This window comes from Microbacterium sp. RU33B, assembly GCF_900155915.1.
Lineage (GTDB): Bacteria > Actinomycetota > Actinomycetes > Actinomycetales > Microbacteriaceae > Microbacterium.
Genome location: NZ_FTPO01000001.1, coordinates 1,744,603 through 1,762,640, shown reverse-complemented (window position 1 = coordinate 1,762,640; position 18,038 = coordinate 1,744,603). Strand labels below are relative to the sequence as shown.

Below are 18,038 nucleotides of genomic sequence, written 5' to 3'. Positions count from 1 at the left end.
TGATACACTCATGTCATGACGACCGCGATCATCGCCGACATCGTCGGCTCCCGCAGCCTGGCCGACCGCGCGTCTGCCCAGACGACGTTCGACGAGGTCGTGGCCGCTGTCGATCGCGAGCTGCCCCTCGCCGCGAAGACCCTCACGCCGACGGTGGGCGACGAGCTCCAGGGGGAGTACCGCACGCTCGATGACGCGCTCGCCGCGACCCTGCTGCTGAGGCTCGCGCTTCCGGACGGGCTCGAGCTGCGGTTCGGCATCGGGATCGGTGCCACCACGTCGGTGCCGTCCGCGGGTGGAGAGCTGCAGGACGGACCCGGCTGGTGGGCGGCCCGCGCCGCCATCGAGACGCTCGCCACACTGGAACGCCGTCGCGCGCCGCGAGCGCGCACGTGGATTGTCGCCGGCCCGGGGGAGGATGAGGCTGTGCGCACACACCTCGCGAATGCCTACGTCCTCGCCCGCGATCAGCTCGTGGGAACGATGGGCGAGCGCGCGCGCCGGCTCGCGTACGGGCGCTGCATCGGCGTCACGCAGAAGGAGCTCGCTGAGCGGGAAGGCGTCACGCAGTCGGCCGTCTCGCAGCTCCTGTCGACCGCCGGAGTGCCTGCGCTCGTCGAGGGCTTCCGTGCGCTCCGCCTCTCGAACGCCTCGGAGGGCACGACATGATCGTCGCAGGACTCGTGCTGCTCGCCGTGGGCCTGTCCGATCTGGTCCGACAGTTCGCGCCGCGCCGACGCCGCTGGATCGTGCTCGCGGTGGTGGCGATCGCGTTCTTCGTCCTCTCCGCTGGAGCGGATGCCGCACCCGCGGCGCTGCTCGGCATCGGCGTCGCGTCGGCCTGGCTCGCCGTCTCGCCCGCGGACGGCAGCGGACGGGCGGGGCTCTGGCCCGCCGCGCTCCTCGCCCTCATCGCAGCGGCATCCGTCGCCGTTGTCGGCCCGCGCGCCGACACGGGGCCGCTGGGCGAGCTGTGGCCGAACCAGACTCCACTCGGTGCGGTGCCGCTCGATGCCACGGTGCTCGTGCTCGGCGTGCTCGTCTTCCTGCTCGAATCGGCGAACGTGATCGTCCGAACGGCGCTGCGCATCCGTCCCGACGCCGCGGCCGACGCCGCCTCCGTCCCTGCCGCCCCGGCTCCCGCCGCGTCCGCCCCCGCTCCCGCCGCATCCGCCGCGGCCGCGCCCCCGGTCACCGCGCCCCTGCGTGGAGGCCGGCTCATCGGTCCCCTCGAGCGGATCCTCGTGTTCGCGCTCACCCTCACGGGCGCGTACACACTCATCGCGGCGGTGTTCGCGGCGAAGGGCATCGTGCGCTTCCCCGAGATCTCGCAGGACGGCGAGCACGGCGGGCGCGCCGAGTACTTCCTCGTGGGCAGCCTCGTGAGCTGGGTCACCGCACTTGCGGCGGCCTTCCTCGTCTGGTGGGCGGTGCGCTGAAGCCTTGTCACGGCGCGCCCGCCATGCGAGCGTGGTGACATGGCGAAAGTGGAGCATTTCGAGATCCCGGTCGATGACATCACCCGCGCGCAGGCGTTCTATGCGACGGTGCTCGACTTCCAGTACGAGCCGTGGGGCGACGAGATGGGAGTCATCCGCCAGCCGCAGGGCGAGGGCATCAACGGCGATCTGCACCTGCGCGGAGCGACACCGCATCCGACCGTCGTCTTCACTGTCGACCGCATCGAAGACACCGTCGCGCTGGCCGTCGCGAACGGCGGCGCGCAGATCGGCGACATCCAGCCGCTCGACGAGAACTCGCGGTGGGTCTACATCAAGGATTCCGAGGGCAACATCGTGGGGCTCTACGACCAGGTCGCCTCCGAGTGAGGCGACGGGTGCCGCGCACTCCCGCCGAGGCATCCGGTGTCGCGCTGATAGCCTGAAGCGCGTGTCTGAAACCGTCGTGAGCGCATCGCCGCCGTCCGTGCGCGCGCTGGCACCCGCCAACGATCCCGCTTTCCCGAATGTCTGGGACGAGATCGTCTGGCGCGGCCTCGTGCACGTGTCCACCGATCAGGAGGCGTTGCGAACGCTCCTCGGGGGCGACCCGATCACGTACTACTGCGGCTTCGATCCCACAGCGCCGAGCCTGCACCTCGGAAACCTCGTGCAGCTGCTCACCATGCGACGGCTGCAGCTCGCCGGTCACCGCCCGCTGGGACTGGTCGGAGGTTCGACCGGTCTGGTGGGCGATCCGCGGCCGTCGTCCGAGCGCACGCTCAACACGAAGGACACCGTCGCGGAGTGGGTCGGCTACCTGCGATCGCAGGTCGAGCGATTCCTCAGCTTCGAGGGCGACAACGGCGCTCGCATGGTGAACAACCTCGACTGGACGGCGCCTCTCAGCGCGATCGACTTCCTTCGCGACATCGGAAAGTTCTACCGCGTGGGCACCATGCTCAAGAAGGACGCGGTCTCGGCGCGACTGAACTCCGAGGCGGGCATCAGCTACACCGAGTTCAGCTACCAGATCCTCCAAGGGATGGACTACCTCGAGCTGTACCGCCAGTACGGATGCGTGCTGCAGACGGGAGGTTCGGATCAGTGGGGCAACCTCACCAGTGGAACCGACCTCATCCATCGCGCCGAGGGCGTGTCGGTGCATGCGATCGGCACGCCGCTGATCACCAACAGCGACGGCACCAAGTTCGGCAAGAGCGAGGGCAACGCGGTCTGGCTCGACCCCGTGATGTGCAGTCCGTACCGGATGTACCAGTTCTGGCTCAACACCGATGACAGCGACGTGATCGACCGGCTGAAGGTCTTCACGTTCCTGACGCGCGCCGAGATCGAGGAGTACGCGGCGCTCGTCGCGGACGAGCCGTTCCGTCGCGCCGCACAGCGGCGCCTCGCGCTCGAAGTCACGACCTTCGTGCACGGTCCGGATGCCGCAGGGGCGGTGGTCGCCGCATCCGAGGCGCTCTTCGGACAGGGCGATCTGACGGCGCTCGACGCCGCGACGCTGCGATCCGCGCTGGAGGAGCTGCCGAACGCGACGGTTCCGCCGGGCACGACGGTTCTGCAGGCGCTGGTCGACACCGGCCTCGTCGCCAGCCTCAGCGAGGGCCGTCGTGCGATCTCGCAGGGCGGGGTCTCGCTCGACGGCACGAAGGTGGACGACGAATCGGCCGTGGTCGCCGGCACGCTCCCCGGCGGGGTGTCGGTGCTGCGCCGAGGGAAGAAGACACTGGCCGGCGTCTTCCTCGCGGGCTGACTTCGACCGACCCGCGCGCGCGGCTCCGTCATCGGGACGGCCGTTGATAGCGTCGACGGATGCCGTTCACCCCCAGTCACGCCGTCGTCGCGCTCCCGTTCGTGCGCACGCCGCTGGTGCCTGCGGCGATCGCGATCGGCTCGATGACGCCCGATCTTCCGCTGTTCATCGGGCGGATCGGGCTCAGCTACGGCGTGACCCACGCGTGGAGCTGGCTCCCCACGACGGTGCTTCTGGCGGGCGTCCTCCTGCTGGCGTGGCGATGCCTGCTGCGTCCCGCGGTGCGGGAGCTCTCACCCGCCTGGCTCGCACAGCGGCTGCCCTCGTCGTGGGACGGCGGTGCCGGATCCGCGCTGCGCGAGACCTTCCCGTCGCTGCGCGGCGCCGTGCTGCTCGCGGCGTCGCTGCTGATCGGCGTGGCGTCTCACCTCCTGTGGGACATGTTCACGCACGAGGGTCGGGCAGGTGTGGCCCTTCTTCCCGTCCTGGATGCCGAGTGGGGTCCGCTCCTCGGCTACAAGTGGATCCAGTACGGCTCGGGTGTGATCGGCCTCGCGATCATCGCCGCGTGGATGCTGGTCTGGCTGTCGCGACAGGATGCCGCGTCATCCGTGGTGCGCATCGTCCCGACCTGGATCCGCTGGACGTGGTGGCTCTCGCTCCCGGTCGTCCTGGTCGTCGCCTGGGTCGGAGGATGGCTCGTGTGGGGGCCGTTCTCGGAGACCTTCACCCCGCCGCACCTCGTGTACCGGGTGCTGCCGCAGGCGGCGGGGGCCTGGGGATTCGCCACTCTGCTGCTCGCGGTGGCGGTGCAGCTGCTGCGCCGAGGTCGAGTCGTCGCCGGTTCGCCGGCCACGACCCGCTGATCAGGCATCCCGCCACTCCGGCTCATCCCGTCCCCACGGACGCGGAGCCGCGAAGTCGACGGGACCGCCGTTGTATGCGATCGCCGGCCGCGAGGTCGTGAGCTGCGACCCGTCGACGTCGAAGGTCTGCGAGTGGGGTCCCGGATCGACCGGCGCGAACGCCGGGGGTGCGCCAGTCCGCGGCCGTCCGAGCAGTTCCGCAGCGATGCGGCGCAGCGACGTCTCGGCGAGCCACGACCCGCCGTCGTCGGCGCGGCGACGGAGAAGGACCATCACCGCTGCGGCGAGCAGGTACCCGGCGCTGTGGTCCAGCACCTGGGCCGGCAGTGCGCCGGGTCGGCCGTCGGCTGATCCCTCGAGGCGCGCGATGCCCGACTCGGATTGCACGATGCTGTCGAATCCGCGCCGATCCGGCGTCCCCCAGGCGGAGAGCTGCGCGACCACGATCCCCGGATGCCGCGCGGCGAGCAGCCGCGGGGTGAGCCCGATCCGCGTGAGCCCGCCGGGGCGGTAACCCAGCACGATCACGGCGGCGCGGTCGGCGAGACGATGGAAGCGGCGAAGGTCCTCACGGTCGGCGAGGTCGAGGAGGGCCGATCGCTTGCCGTGCCCGGTGTCGAGATGCTGCGCCACGATTTCTGGCATGTGCGGTGGATCGATGCGGAGGACGTCGGCTCCGAGCAGTGCGAGCGTGCGCGTGGCGATGGGTCCGGCGAGCACCCGGGTGAGGTCCAGGACACGGATGCCGGCGAGCGGTGCACCGACGACGGGGTGCAGCGGCCGCGGGGGCGCGGGGCCGAGAGGCGTCACCCGCACGAGCGGGCCCGCGCGCCAGACGGTGTCGAGATCGGAGCGCTCCGCCCGGACCTCCGCGCAGATCCCTCCTGCCGCCGATACCGCCGCCACCGCGCGCTGCGAGGTGAGCTCTCCCAGCGCGCGGGCGACGTCGTCGGCATCCGCGGAGGAGGGGAGGGAGAGACCGGAGCGCAGTGCGGATGCGTGGTGGGGGTAGTTGCCGTGCGTGCGAACCCAGCCGTCTCGTGTCGCGAAGAAGCCAGACAGCGGCGCGAACGCCGTCGGCGTCCGTCCGTCGATGCGCAGGTGCCGCTCGCTCGCGAACGCGACGGCGATCCGTTCGGGGTTCAGCCGCACGGTCTTCGCACCGTCCAGATCGGCGGCCGCCAGGGAGGCGGCGGAGAGGGCCAGTTCAGCGAGCCCGCCGGCATCCGACCGAGCGGCGAGGGGGACGGGACGCTCCGCTGGCGCGAGGAGAGCTCGCACGGGGTGGCCGAGCGAGGCGAGGAAGTCGCTCGCCGTCGTCATGACGGGGCTCCGCAGGTCATGTCGCGACGGTAACGGCTGCCGCCGGCGCTCGCCACCGATTCGAGCCTGACGACCGCGGACCGAGCGTGTCCCCGATTTCCGCGGAATCACGGGGAGACACGCCCGGGATGCAGACTGGATTTGCCCGATCCCGGGATCCCACGTAACTTATTACTTGTTCGCCCCACAGGGAAGCGGAAGGGCCGGAAGGCCTCACCCCCCTCAAGCGGAGAACCACCCTCCACCTGAGCAACACTCCTTGAGTGTTCGCGACCTTCGGGTCTATGATGGAGGTTCCCACTCCTCGAGAGCATGTCGAAGAGCTGCCGGAGACGCGATAGTCACGGAGAGCCGATTTGACAGGCGGAGCGAGAGGGATAAGATAGACAAGTTGCCTTGCGGCCGGCTGAGAGCTGGCGCGCGAAGTAAACAGTCTGTCTCGTGAGAAGCCGTCAACGACAGCTCTTCTCGACATCGCGTCGAGAAACGCCGATTTGACAAGCGGATCACGATGAATAAGATAGAGAAGTTGCCCTGCGGGTGAGGCTGAGAAGCTGAACAGCAGGAGCATCCGATCCTTGAGAACTCAACAGCGTGCACTTGTCAAATGCCAAATAACCTCGATTCAGCTTCGGCTGGATGAGATTCCTTTGGATCAAAGTCCGACCTTCGGGTCGGCAACGGATATGTCAGCAATGACATCCATTTGGTCAGTTCAAACTCGCTGCTCGAACCTATTCCGGTTCGTTCAGCAACATTCTTTTACGGAGAGTTTGATCCTGGCTCAGGATGAACGCTGGCGGCGTGCTTAACACATGCAAGTCGAACGGTGAAAGAGAGCTTGCTCTCTGGATCAGTGGCGAACGGGTGAGTAACACGTGAGCAATCTGCCCCTGACTCTGGGATAAGCGCTGGAAACGGCGTCTAATACCGGATACGAGCTGCGAAGGCATCTTCGGCAGCTGGAAAGAATTTCGGTCAGGGATGAGCTCGCGGCCTATCAGCTAGTTGGTGAGGTAATGGCTCACCAAGGCGTCGACGGGTAGCCGGCCTGAGAGGGTGACCGGCCACACTGGGACTGAGACACGGCCCAGACTCCTACGGGAGGCAGCAGTGGGGAATATTGCACAATGGGCGCAAGCCTGATGCAGCAACGCCGCGTGAGGGACGACGGCCTTCGGGTTGTAAACCTCTTTTAGCAGGGAAGAAGCGAAAGTGACGGTACCTGCAGAAAAAGCACCGGCTAACTACGTGCCAGCAGCCGCGGTAATACGTAGGGTGCAAGCGTTATCCGGAATTATTGGGCGTAAAGAGCTCGTAGGCGGTTTGTCGCGTCTGCTGTGAAAACCCGAGGCTCAACCTCGGGCCTGCAGTGGGTACGGGCAGACTAGAGTGCGGTAGGGGAGATTGGAATTCCTGGTGTAGCGGTGGAATGCGCAGATATCAGGAGGAACACCGATGGCGAAGGCAGATCTCTGGGCCGTAACTGACGCTGAGGAGCGAAAGGGTGGGGAGCAAACAGGCTTAGATACCCTGGTAGTCCACCCCGTAAACGTTGGGAACTAGTTGTGGGGTCCATTCCACGGATTCCGTGACGCAGCTAACGCATTAAGTTCCCCGCCTGGGGAGTACGGCCGCAAGGCTAAAACTCAAAGGAATTGACGGGGACCCGCACAAGCGGCGGAGCATGCGGATTAATTCGATGCAACGCGAAGAACCTTACCAAGGCTTGACATATACGAGAACACCGTAGAAATACGGGACTCTTTGGACACTCGTAAACAGGTGGTGCATGGTTGTCGTCAGCTCGTGTCGTGAGATGTTGGGTTAAGTCCCGCAACGAGCGCAACCCTCGTTCTATGTTGCCAGCACGTAATGGTGGGAACTCATGGGATACTGCCGGGGTCAACTCGGAGGAAGGTGGGGATGACGTCAAATCATCATGCCCCTTATGTCTTGGGCTTCACGCATGCTACAATGGCCGGTACAAAGGGCTGCAATACCGTAAGGTGGAGCGAATCCCAAAAAGCCGGTCCCAGTTCGGATTGAGGTCTGCAACTCGACCTCATGAAGTCGGAGTCGCTAGTAATCGCAGATCAGCAACGCTGCGGTGAATACGTTCCCGGGTCTTGTACACACCGCCCGTCAAGTCATGAAAGTCGGTAACACCTGAAGCCGGTGGCCCAACCCTTGTGGAGGGAGCCGTCGAAGGTGGGATCGGTAATTAGGACTAAGTCGTAACAAGGTAGCCGTACCGGAAGGTGCGGCTGGATCACCTCCTTTCTAAGGAGCACTTGGAGGCCTTCGGGCCTTCCAGAGCCAGACTCGAGACACACGTTCTCGACTGGTAGCTCATGGGTGGAACATTTGACGAGGTGCCGATCGGGGGATCCCGAGCTCAGTACGCCGCTTGCGGCTGGAAATGCTCTGGTGACGTCGCCGGCACATGCACGCTGTTGGGTCCTGAGGGACCGGATGCCGCTTTCGAGCGGCGACCAACCTCAGGACCTTTTCCTATGCCGGCAGCGCCGGTCGCGGAGAAGGTACCGCCCGTACTTTGAGAACTACACAGTGGACGCGAGCATCTTCGAGACGATCTTTGATCGTTTCGTAATAGATGATCTTAAAGATCATTAGTCAATTTCATGTGGACTTCGGTCCACGTCGATTCTGATAAAACTCATGTGAATCAAGTCTTTAAGAGCAAACGGTGGATGCCTTGGCATCTGGAGCCGAAGAAGGACGTAGCAATCTGCGATAAGCCTCGGGGAGTGGATAAGCACACTTTGATCCGAGGATTTCCGAATGGGGAAACCCCGCTGGGCGGCGTGCCGACCCAGTGACTCCCGCCTGAATATATAGGGCGGGTAGAGGGAACGTGGGGAAGTGAAACATCTCAGTACCCACAGGAAGAGAAAGCAACCGCGATTCCGTTAGTAGTGGCGAGCGAAACCGGAACAGGCTAAACCGAGTACGTGTGATATCCGGCAGGAGTTGCGTATTCGGGGTTGTGGGACTTTTCAGGCTGTTCTGCCGAGCAGCCGGCGTTACAAGAAGGTATAGACGAATCACCTTGAAAGGTGAGTCATAGAGGGTGCCAACCCCGTAGTCGAAATGCCTCTCTTGACGCGAAGAGTATCCCAAGTATCACGGGGCCCGAGAAATCCCGTGTGAATCTGTCAGGACCACCTGATAAGCCTAAATACTCCCAGATGACCGATAGCGGACAAGTACCGTGAGGGAAAGGTGAAAAGTACCCCGGGAGGGGAGTGAAATAGTACCTGAAACCGTTTGCTTACAAACCGTTGGAGCAGCCTTAGTAGCTGTGACAGCGTGCCTTTTGAAGAATGAGCCTGCGAGTTAGCGATATGTGGCGAGGTTAACCCGTGAGGGGTAGCCGTAGCGAAAGCGAGTCTGAATAGGGCGATTCAGTCGCATGTCCTAGACCCGAAGCGAAGTGATCTATCCATGGCCAGGTTGAAGCGACGGTAAGACGTCGTGGAGGACCGAACCCACTTAGGTTGAAAACTGAGGGGATGAGCTGTGGATAGGGGTGAAAGGCCAATCAAACTTCGTGATAGCTGGTTCTCTCCGAAATGCATTTAGGTGCAGCGTTGCGTGTTTCTTGCCGGAGGTAGAGCTACTGGATGGCCGATGGGCCCTACAAGGTTACTGACGTCAGCCAAACTCCGAATGCCGGTAAGTGAGAGCGCAGCAGTGAGACTGTGGGGGATAAGCTTCATAGTCGAGAGGGAAACAACCCAGACCACCATCTAAGGTCCCTAAGCGCGTGCTAAGTGGGAAAGGATGTGGAGTTGCCTTGACAACCAGGAGGTTGGCTTAGAAGCAGCCACCCTTGAAAGAGTGCGTAATAGCTCACTGGTCAAGTGATTCCGCGCCGACAATGTAACGGGGCTCAAGCACGCCACCGAAGCTGTGGCATTGATATTATTGGTAGGCCTTCGTGGTCCAGCCGTATTGATGGGTAGGAGAGCGTCGTGTGGCCAGCGAAGCGGCGGTGTGAACCAGCCGTGGAGGCTACACGAGTGAGAATGCAGGCATGAGTAGCGAAAGACATGTGAGAAACATGTCCTCCGAAAGACCAAGGGTTCCAGGGTCAAGCTAATCTTCCCTGGGTAAGTCGGGACCTAAGGCGAGGCCGACAGGCGTAGTCGATGGACAACGGGTTGATATTCCCGTACCGGCGAAGAACCGCCCAAACTAATCCAGTAGTGCTAAGTGTCTGAATCCCACTGACGGATCCCTTCGGGGTGAAGCGTTGGGCCTAGCGCACGACCCCATTCTGGTGCGGTTAGCGTATTAACAGGTGTGACGCAGGAAGGTAGCCCAAGCCAGGCGATGGTAGTCCTGGTGCAAGTGCGTAGGCCGAGAGATAGGCAAATCCGTCTCTCACATAGGCTGAGACACGATGCGGATAAAAAGTGGGTGATCCTATGCTGCCAAGAAAAGCATCGACGCGAGGTTCTAGCCGCCCGTACCCCAAACCGACTCAGGTGGTCAGGTAGAGAATACTAAGGAGATCGAGAGAATCGTGGTTAAGGAACTCGGCAAAATGCCCCCGTAACTTCGGGAGAAGGGGGGCCTTCGACGTATTAGGACTTGCTCCGAAAGCGTTTGGAGGCCGCAGAGACTAGTGGGTAGCGACTGTTTACTAAAAACACAGGTCCGTGCCAAGTCGCAAGACGATGTATACGGACTGACGCCTGCCCGGTGCTGGAAGGTTAAGAGGACCGGTTAGCCGCAAGGCGAAGCTGAGAATTTAAGCCCCAGTAAACGGCGGTGGTAACTATAACCATCCTAAGGTAGCGAAATTCCTTGTCGGGTAAGTTCCGACCTGCACGAATGGCGTAACGACTTCCCAACTGTCTCAACCGCGAACTCGGCGAAATTGCATTACGAGTAAAGATGCTCGTTACGCGCAGCAGGACGGAAAGACCCCGTGACCTTTACTATAGTTTGGTATTGGTGTTCGGTGTGGCTTGTGTAGGATAGGTGGGAGACTTTGAAGCATGGACGCCAGTTCATGTGGAGTCATTGTTGAAATACCACTCTGGTCACTCTGGATATCTAACTTAGAACCGTAATCCGGTTCAGGGACAGTGCCTGATGGGTAGTTTAACTGGGGCGGTTGCCTCCCAAAAAGTAACGGAGGCGCCCAAAGGTTCCCTCAACCTGGTTGGCAATCAGGTGTCGAGTGTAAGTGCACAAGGGAGCTTGACTGTGAGACTGACAGGTCGAGCAGGGACGAAAGTCGGGACTAGTGATCCGGCAGTGGCTTGTGGAAGCGCTGTCGCTCAACGGATAAAAGGTACCTCGGGGATAACAGGCTGATCTTGCCCAAGAGTCCATATCGACGGCATGGTTTGGCACCTCGATGTCGGCTCGTCGCATCCTGGGGCTGGAGTAGGTCCCAAGGGTTGGGCTGTTCGCCCATTAAAGCGGTACGCGAGCTGGGTTTAGAACGTCGTGAGACAGTTCGGTCCCTATCCGCTGCGCGCGCAGGAAATTTGAGAGGATCTGACCCTAGTACGAGAGGACCGGGTTGGACGAACCTCTGGTGTGTCAGTTGTTCCGCCAGGAGCACCGCTGATTAGCTACGTTCGGGATGGATAACCGCTGAAAGCATCTAAGCGGGAAGCCGGCCTCAAGATGAGATTTCCATGCCTTCGGGCGAGAGGCTCCCAGCCAGACTACTGGGTTGATAGGCCGGATGTGGAAGCGCGGTAACGCGTGAAGCTGACCGGTACTAATAAGCCGATGACTTGATAACACACCGTTTTTGGTGCTTGCGTCCACTGAGTGGTTCTCGATGTACGGTCGAGAACCGCATGACATTGTTTATGTTGTGCAGACTGAAACATCAATAGTGTTTCGGCGGCCATAGCGTGAGGGAAACGCCCGGTTACATTCCGAACCCGGAAGCTAAGCCTCACAGCGCCGATGGTACTGCAGGGGGGACCCTGTGGGAGAGTAGGACACCGCCGGACTTCTTTCGAGAAATGGCCACCCAGTGCTGGGTGGCCATTTCGCGTTAACGCGACAGAATTCGATATGCGAGGAGCAGCCATGGCCGATGAGCGGAAAGAGCGCGACGGCGATCGGCCGCGCGCCGACAAGCGCCCCGTCTCGAATCAGGATCGCTCGACGCGGCCGCGCCGCGATGCCGACAAGAAGCCGTACGTCAATCGCGATGGTGGTGAGCGTCGCTCGTACCCGCCTCGTGATGGTGACCGGAAGCCGTACACCCCTCGTGAAGGTGGAGACCGGAAGCCGTACACCCCACGCGATGGTGCAGAGCGGAAGCCGTACACGCCGCGCGTTGGTGGTGAGCGTCGCTCGTACCCGCCTCGTGATGGGGATCGGAAGCCGTACACCCCGCGCGATGGTGGTGAGCGTCGCGCGTACCCGCCTCGCGATGGTGACCGGAAGCCGTACACCCCACGCGATGGTGGAGAGCGTCGCTCGTACCCGCCCCGCGATGGTGACCGGAAGCCGTACACCCCGCGCGATGGTGGTGAGCGTCGCTCGTACCCGCCTCGCGATGGGGATCGGAAGCCGTACACGCCTCGTGATGGTCGCGATGGGGATCGGAAGCCGTACACGCCTCGTGATGGTGGTGATCGGAAGCCGTACACCCCGCGCGATGGTGGTGAGCGTCGTTCCTATCCGCCTCGCGATGGGGATCGGAAGCCGTACACCCCGCGCGATGGTGGCGACCGGAAGCCGTACACGCCTCGGGATGGTGGAGAGCGTCGTTCGTACCCGCCCCGTGATGGTGGCGACCGGAAGCCGTACACGCCTCGGGATGGTGGAGAGCGTCGTTCGTACCCGCCCCGTGATGATGGCGACCGGAAGCCGTACACGCCTCGGGATGGTGGAGAGCGTCGCTCGTACCCGCCCCGTGATGGTGACCGGAAGTCGTACCCGTCGCGCGGAGGGTCCGCGCGGCCCTACCAGGGAGACCGCCCCGAGCGGTCGAGCGAGCCCCGCATCCCCGCTCCGCCGATTCCCGATGAAGTCACGTCGCACGATCTCAACGCCGGCGCGCGCAATGAGCTGAAGACGCTGAGCAAGGAGAACGCCGACCAGGTCGCGCGTCACCTCGCGATGGCAGCGGCCCTGATCGAAGAGGACCCGGCCCTCGCGCATGAGCATGCCCTCGCGGCATCCCGCAGCGCCGGCCGGATCGCGATCGTCCGCGAGTCCGTGGCGATCACGGCGTATGCGATCGGCGACTATGCTCTCGCGCTGCGCGAGCTCCGCACCTACCGGCGCATCTCCGGCCGTGATGACCAGATCGCGCTCATGGTCGACAGCGAGCGCGGCGTCGGTCGCCCCGACCGCGCGCTCGAGACCGGACGCGCCGTCGATCGCTCGTCACTGCCGACCGAGGTGCGCGTCGAACTCGCGATCGCAATGTCCGGCGCGCGTCTCGATCTCGGCGAGCCGGAGCGTGCCCTGCTCGAGCTCGACATCCCGGAGCTGGATCCGGCGCGCGCATTCGAGTGGAGCCCTGCGCTGTTCGCCGCGCGGGCATCGGTGCTCGAGGAGCTGGGTCGCGACGATGAGGCATCCGAGTGGCGCACGCGCGCGCTCGTCGCTGCCGATGCGCTCGACGAGGCCAATGGGATCGCCGCCAGCGAGGTCGTCTTCATCGACGAAGTGCTCGAAGAGATCGAGATCGACGAGCCGGATGCCGAGGTCGATGACGACGACGACGATATCGAGTCGGAGTCGTCCGAGTCGGCCGTCGATTCCGAAGACGGCACGGCGTCCGCATCGGAGCCGTCCATCGAGGACGAGGTCGACGAGCTGCTCGCCGAGGCGGGTATCGACGACGAGACCGACGACTGATGGCGCTGTTCGGACGCCGGTCGGCACCGGGTGCGTCTCCGCTGGACGGGGTCGACACGGTTCTGGCCGACCTCGACGGCGTGGTCTACGCCGGCCACAAGCCCATCCCGCACGCGATCGAGTCGCTCAATCGCGCGGGGGAGACCCGACGACTGGGCTACATCACCAACAACGCATCTCGGACGGATGCCACGGTGGCGGCGCAGCTGCGCGATCTCGGCCTCGCGTCCACGAGACCCGAAGACGTCGTCACCAGCCCGCAGGCGGCGATGCGTCTGCTCGCCGAGCGCATCGCTCCCGGGTCGACCGTTCTCGTCGTCGGGGGAGACGGGCTCGTCGATGAGCTGCGAAAGGCAGGATTCGTCGTCACGCGCAGCGCGGACGACGCGCCCGCGGCCGTCGTGCAGGGCTTCGCGCCCGACGTGGGATGGACGCAGCTCGCGGAAGCCGCGTTCGCCCTGGCCCTCCCCGAAGAAGAGGGCGGAATCCCCTGGATCGCGACGAACACCGACTGGACGATTCCCCAGTCGCGCGGCGTCGCGCCCGGAAACGGGACGCTGGTATCGGCCGTCCACACCGCCGTCGGGCGACTTGCGACGGTAGCCGGAAAGCCGGAGACGCCGATCTTCGACGAGGCCGTGTCGCGTTTCGGCGCGAAGAGCCCGTTGTTCCTCGGCGACCGCCTCGACACCGATATCCTCGGCGCGGCTCGTGCCGGCATCCCTTCTGCCGTGGTGCTGACCGGGATCGATCGCCCGAAGCACATCCTCGCGTCCCCGAGCGACGCGCGGCCGACCTACATCCTGAGCGACCTCAGCGAGCTGTTCGAGCCGTACCCTGCGGCGACCGTCGCGAACGGCGTCGTCACGGTGGGCGGTGCGAAGGTCGCCATCGACGGCCCGGACGTGCGGATCCTCGCTACGGGGGATCGCCAGATCGATCTCCTGCGCGCGGGCGCTGCGGCGATCTGGGACACGGGACGCGCGATCTTCGGGTTCCGTGTGCCCGAGCAGCTCTACGCCGATCCCTTCCATCGCCCCTGACGGGCGAGAGAGGGCGGGGAGACGAGTCGCTCCTGACCATGTCGAAGGCGCCCCGTATCCTGAAGCTATGGACGAGACCGAGCGCGACGATCACGGCGACCTCGTGTCCCGGCTCGAGGTGATCGAGGCGCAGCCGCTCGCCTCGCGCGCGGCCGCCTACGAGTCGCTGCACGACGAGCTCTCCCGAGCACTCGAGTCCGGCCCCGCCGGTCTTCCGCACCGGGCATGACACCGCGTCTCGATGCGGCTCTGGCCGAGCGCGGCCTCGCGCGGTCGCGCACCCACGCGGCGGCGCTGATCGCCGACGGTCTGGTGAGCGTGGACGGGCGACCCGTGGTCAAGGCATCCACGCCCGTCGAGGAATCGACCGTGATCGAGGTCGCCGGTGCCGATCATTACGTCAGCCGGGCAGCGCACAAGCTCATCGCAGGACTCGATGCCTTCGGCGTCGACGTCGCGGGCCGCGTGGCCCTCGACATGGGCGCGTCCACCGGCGGGTTCACCCAGGTGCTGCGCGAACGCGGCGCCGACCCGGTGCTCGCCGTCGACGTCGGGCACGGGCAGCTCGCAGCATCCGTCGCAGCAGACCCGGGGGTGCGCGTCGTCGAAGGCTTCAACGTCCGGTTCATGACGCCCGCATCGCTCGCGGACGCGAGCGGCGTGGATGCCGCGCCCTCCGTCGTGACGGGGGATCTGTCGTTCATCTCGCTCGCCCATGTGCTGCCGGCGGCGCGCTCCGTGTGTGCCGAGGGGGCGGACGTGATCCTCCTGATCAAGCCGCAGTTCGAGGTCGGCCGCACCGCCGTCAAAGGCGGGCTCGTGACCAATCCGACCCTTCGCGCCGACGCCGTCGCGGGTGTCCTCTGGTCGGCGTGGGATGCCGGGCTCGGCACGCTCGGCATCGTCTCCTCCCCGATCGCCGGAACGCACGGCAACGAGGAGTTCGTCGCGCATCTCGCGCCGCAGCGGGGGAGCAATCCGACAGAATGGTTGAGCACGGTGAACCGACTGGCGGGGAGCACATGACCGACGCTCAGCAGCGTACCCACGAGGCACAGCGCAGCATCCTCGTCGTCGCCCACGCGCGCCGCGGCGACACCGTCGAAGCCGCGGAGCGCGTGATCGCCGCCCTTCGCGCCGCCGGTGCCCGGCCCGTCCTGGCGCGTGACGACCTCAGCGAGCTCGAGATCGCGCTGCCCGGCATCGGCGACATCGCCGTGCTCGGCGACGACGTGCCGATCGACGCGATCGAGCTGGCCATCGTCCTCGGCGGCGATGGCACGATCCTTCGCGCCGCCGAGCTCGTCCGCAACGGCACCGCGCCGATCCTCGGGATCAACATGGGGCACGTCGGATTCCTCGCCGAGACCGAGCGCGACGACATGGACGATGCGGTGCGCCGCGTCATCTCGCGCGACTACCGCGTCGAGGAGCGTCTGGCGCTGCAAGTCCGGGTCAAGGACTCCGCCGACGCCGTGATGTACGAGACGTGGGCGCTCAACGAGGCGACCGTGGAGAAGGCGAGCCGCGAGCGGATGCTCGAGGTCGTCATCGAGATCGACGGGCGACCGCTCTCGAGCTTCGGATGCGATGGTGTGGTCGTGTCGACTCCCACGGGTTCGACTGCCTACAACTTCTCCGCAGGCGGTCCCGTCATCTGGCCCACCGTCGAGGCGATCTCGGTCGTTCCGCTGTCGGCTCATGCCCTGTTCGCGCGGCCGCTCGTGGTCGGGCCCGAGCACGCGGTCGCGATCGAGGTGCTCGAGCGCACGAACGGCCTCGGGGTCCTGTGGTGCGACGGCCGCCGTTCGCACGATCTGCCGCCCGGCGCGCGCGTGGTCGTGCGCCGCTCCGACAATCCGGTGCGCTTGGCGCGCCTGCACCCCGCCGCGTTCACCGACCGCCTCGTGAGCAAGTTCCGCTTGCCGGTCGAAGGATGGCGCGGTCCCGCGGCGATCACCTCGACCCTTCCCGTCATCCCGCAGGCCGGCGCGTCCACCGCAGCGACGGGCGCGCACGAGTGATCGAGGAGATGCGCCTGCGCGATCTCGGCGTCATCGCCGAGGCGACGCTGTCCATCGGCCCGGGGTTCACCGCGATCACGGGCGAGACCGGTGCAGGCAAGACCATGGTCGTGACGGGTCTCGGGCTGCTGCTCGGGCAGCGCGCCGACTCGGGCGCCGTGCGCGCCGGAGCGTCGCAGGCATCCGTCGACGGAGTCTGGATCGTCCCGGAGAACGGGGCCGTGGCCGCCCGGGTGCGTGAGGCCGGGGGAGACGTCGAACCGCTCGAGGACGGTTCGGCGGAGCTCTTCGTCGGACGCTCGATCTCGAGCGAAGGACGCAGCCGAGCGTCCGTCGGAGGCCGCGCGGCGCCGGCCGGCGTCTTGGCCGACCTCGCCGACGAGCTCGTCGTGGTGCACGGTCAATCCGATCAGCTGAGGCTGCGATCGGCCTCGGCGCAGCGCGAGGCGCTCGACCGCTTCGGCGGTCCGGTCGTGGAGAAGGCGCTGCGGGCCTACCGCGCGGCGTTCGAGCGCTTCCGGACGCTCGATCACGAGCTGACGGCGATCACCACCGACCGCGACGCGCGGCAGCGAGAGGCCGACGAGCTGCGCACCGCGATCGCCGACATCGAGCAGGCGGCGCCGGTCGCGGGCGAAGACGTCGAACTCGCACAGCGCGCCGAGCGACTCGCGAACGCCGAAGAGCTGCGGCTGGCGGCCGCATCCGCCCACGACGTGCTCTCCGGCGATGGAGACGTTCCGGATGCCTCGGCCCTCATCGCCGAAGCGCGCCGCGCCCTCGACCGCGGCTCCCAGCACGACGCGGTTCTGACGCCGTTCGCCGAGCAGGCATCCGACCTCGGGTACCGGATCGCCGATCTCGCCGCCGGGCTCGCCGGCTACCTCGCCGATCTCGACGAATCCGGTCCGCACGAGCTCGCTGCGGTGGAGGAGCGTCGGGCGGTGCTCGGCGGGCTCATCCGCGCCCACGGCACCCTCGACGCGGCGATCGAGCTCCTCGACACCGGATCCGCACGTCTGGCCGACCTCGACGACGATGATTCGCGCGTCGAACGACTCACCGCAGAGCGTGCGGCAGCGGCATCGGCTCTCGACACCGCGGCGGCGGCGCTCACGAAAGCCAGGACTGCGGCCGGCGCGCGACTGGGCGCCGCCGTCACGACCGAGATGCGCGCGTTGGCGATGCCCGACGCGCGGGTCGAGGTCGCGGTGTCTCCCGGAGCCGAGTCGGCATCGGGTCGGGATGACGTCGCGATCCTCCTCGCTCCGCATCCGGGCTCCGAACCGCGGCCGGTGTCCAAGAGCGCGTCCGGCGGTGAGCTCAGCCGCGTCATGCTCGCGATCGAGGTGGTCATCGCCGGTGTCGACCCCGTGCCCACTTTCGTCTTCGACGAAGTGGATGCCGGCATCGGCGGCGCGGCGGCGATCGAGGTCGGACGGCGCCTGGCGCGGCTCGCGGAGGCATCCCAGGTGATCGCCGTGACGCACCTGGCCCAGGTGGCCGCGTTCGCCACCAACCACCTGTCCGTCGTGAAGGCGAGCGACGGAGCGGTCACGGCATCGGATGTCCGCCGCCTCGAGGGTGCGGAGCGGGAGGCGGAGATGGCGCGCCTGCTGTCGGGGATGCCCGACTCCGAGGCCGCGCTGGCGCACGCCCGCGAGCTGCTGGCCCTGCGGGGCTGAGGCAAC

12 protein-coding genes and 3 rRNA genes are annotated in these 18,038 nt (G+C 65.6%); 14 read left to right on the top strand and 1 reads right to left on the bottom strand.

What is annotated here, in order from left to right; all coding sequences use genetic code 11:
* The first annotated feature begins 15 nt into the window (after positions 1–15).
* The 5 genes from B0B14_RS08590 (at position 16) to B0B14_RS08570 (ending at position 4,082) form a co-directional block, all read left to right on the top strand.
* Positions 16–669 carry a SatD family protein gene (locus B0B14_RS08590; RefSeq protein WP_076680986.1) on the top strand — a complete coding sequence of 218 codons (654 nt, stop codon included), beginning with the start codon at positions 16–18 and terminating at the stop codon, positions 667–669.
* The gene (locus B0B14_RS08585) at positions 666–1,439 is read left to right on the top strand and encodes a hypothetical protein (RefSeq protein WP_076680985.1); all 774 of its coding nucleotides are present in this window, start codon (positions 666–668) and stop codon (positions 1,437–1,439) included. The genes B0B14_RS08590 and B0B14_RS08585 overlap by 4 nt, the downstream gene beginning before the upstream one ends.
* A gap of 39 nt (positions 1,440–1,478) precedes the next feature.
* On the top strand, positions 1,479–1,829 hold the full coding sequence (locus tag B0B14_RS08580; RefSeq protein WP_256714307.1) for a VOC family protein: 351 nt from the start codon (positions 1,479–1,481) through the stop codon (positions 1,827–1,829).
* A 61-nt stretch (positions 1,830–1,890) separates the two neighbouring features.
* Positions 1,891–3,216, top strand: coding sequence for a tyrosine--tRNA ligase (tyrS, locus tag B0B14_RS08575; protein WP_076680984.1), 1,326 nt, complete (start codon positions 1,891–1,893; stop codon positions 3,214–3,216).
* Positions 3,217–3,275: 59 nt separating this feature from the next.
* Complete coding sequence (locus B0B14_RS08570) at positions 3,276–4,082, top strand: DUF4184 family protein (RefSeq protein WP_076680983.1); 807 nt, start codon at positions 3,276–3,278, stop codon at positions 4,080–4,082.
* Here the strand turns inward: B0B14_RS08570 and B0B14_RS08565 are convergent, their stop codons facing one another.
* The gene (locus tag B0B14_RS08565; RefSeq protein ID WP_076680982.1) at positions 4,083–5,405 is read right to left on the bottom strand and encodes a CoA transferase; all 1,323 of its coding nucleotides are present in this window, start codon (positions 5,403–5,405) and stop codon (positions 4,083–4,085) included.
* A gap of 761 nt (positions 5,406–6,166) precedes the next feature.
* On the opposite strand from B0B14_RS08565, the gene B0B14_RS08560 reads away from it, so the two are divergent.
* The 9 genes from B0B14_RS08560 to recN all read left to right on the top strand — a co-directional run bounded on the left by B0B14_RS08560 (position 6,167) and on the right by recN (position 18,032).
* Positions 6,167–7,688, top strand: a 16S ribosomal RNA gene (locus B0B14_RS08560).
* Between the two features lie 404 nt (positions 7,689–8,092).
* Positions 8,093–11,196: ribosomal RNA gene (locus B0B14_RS08555) — 23S ribosomal RNA — on the top strand.
* 100 nt (positions 11,197–11,296) lie between these two features.
* Positions 11,297–11,413 (top strand): 5S ribosomal RNA (gene rrf, locus B0B14_RS08550).
* Together the 16S, 23S and 5S rRNA genes form the textbook arrangement of a ribosomal RNA operon.
* A gap of 1,120 nt (positions 11,414–12,533) precedes the next feature.
* Positions 12,534–13,280, top strand: coding sequence for a hypothetical protein (locus B0B14_RS08545; RefSeq protein WP_076680981.1), 747 nt, complete (start codon positions 12,534–12,536; stop codon positions 13,278–13,280).
* A complete protein-coding gene (locus tag B0B14_RS08540) occupies positions 13,280–14,323 on the top strand; it encodes an HAD-IIA family hydrolase (RefSeq protein ID WP_076680980.1) in 1,044 nt (347 codons plus the stop codon). Before B0B14_RS08545 ends, B0B14_RS08540 begins: the two co-directional genes overlap by 1 nt.
* A gap of 67 nt (positions 14,324–14,390) precedes the next feature.
* Complete coding sequence (locus tag B0B14_RS16525) at positions 14,391–14,552, top strand: hypothetical protein (RefSeq protein WP_179085276.1); 162 nt, start codon at positions 14,391–14,393, stop codon at positions 14,550–14,552.
* Complete coding sequence (locus B0B14_RS08535; RefSeq protein WP_076680979.1) at positions 14,549–15,349, top strand: TlyA family RNA methyltransferase; 801 nt, start codon at positions 14,549–14,551, stop codon at positions 15,347–15,349. Before B0B14_RS16525 ends, B0B14_RS08535 begins: the two co-directional genes overlap by 4 nt.
* Positions 15,346–16,347, top strand: a complete 1,002-nt coding sequence (locus B0B14_RS08530) for an NAD kinase (RefSeq protein WP_076680978.1) — start codon at positions 15,346–15,348, stop codon at positions 16,345–16,347. Before B0B14_RS08535 ends, B0B14_RS08530 begins: the two co-directional genes overlap by 4 nt.
* The gene (gene recN / locus B0B14_RS08525; RefSeq protein WP_076681355.1) at positions 16,344–18,032 is read left to right on the top strand and encodes a DNA repair protein RecN; all 1,689 of its coding nucleotides are present in this window, start codon (positions 16,344–16,346) and stop codon (positions 18,030–18,032) included. Before B0B14_RS08530 ends, recN begins: the two co-directional genes overlap by 4 nt.
* The last annotated feature ends 6 nt before the right edge of the window (positions 18,033–18,038 follow it).

Bases quoted from the DNA above. Each gene is read 5' to 3' on its own strand.
- B0B14_RS08565 (WP_076680982.1), bottom strand. From the start codon at position 5,405: ATGACGACGGCGAGCGACTTCCTCGCCTCGCTCGGCCACCCCGTGCGA.
- B0B14_RS08570 (WP_076680983.1), top strand. From the start codon at position 3,276: ATGCCGTTCACCCCCAGTCACGCCGTCGTCGCGCTCCCGTTCGTGCGC.
- B0B14_RS08535 (WP_076680979.1), top strand. From the start codon at position 14,549: ATGACACCGCGTCTCGATGCGGCTCTGGCCGAGCGCGGCCTCGCGCGG.
- B0B14_RS08545 (WP_076680981.1), top strand. From the start codon at position 12,534: ATGGCAGCGGCCCTGATCGAAGAGGACCCGGCCCTCGCGCATGAGCAT.
- B0B14_RS08540 (WP_076680980.1), top strand. From the start codon at position 13,280: ATGGCGCTGTTCGGACGCCGGTCGGCACCGGGTGCGTCTCCGCTGGAC.
- B0B14_RS08590 (WP_076680986.1), top strand. From the start codon at position 16: ATGACGACCGCGATCATCGCCGACATCGTCGGCTCCCGCAGCCTGGCC.
- B0B14_RS08530 (WP_076680978.1), top strand. From the start codon at position 15,346: ATGACCGACGCTCAGCAGCGTACCCACGAGGCACAGCGCAGCATCCTC.
- B0B14_RS08585 (WP_076680985.1), top strand. From the start codon at position 666: ATGATCGTCGCAGGACTCGTGCTGCTCGCCGTGGGCCTGTCCGATCTG.
- B0B14_RS08580 (WP_256714307.1), top strand. From the start codon at position 1,479: ATGGCGAAAGTGGAGCATTTCGAGATCCCGGTCGATGACATCACCCGC.
- B0B14_RS16525 (WP_179085276.1), top strand. From the start codon at position 14,391: ATGGACGAGACCGAGCGCGACGATCACGGCGACCTCGTGTCCCGGCTC.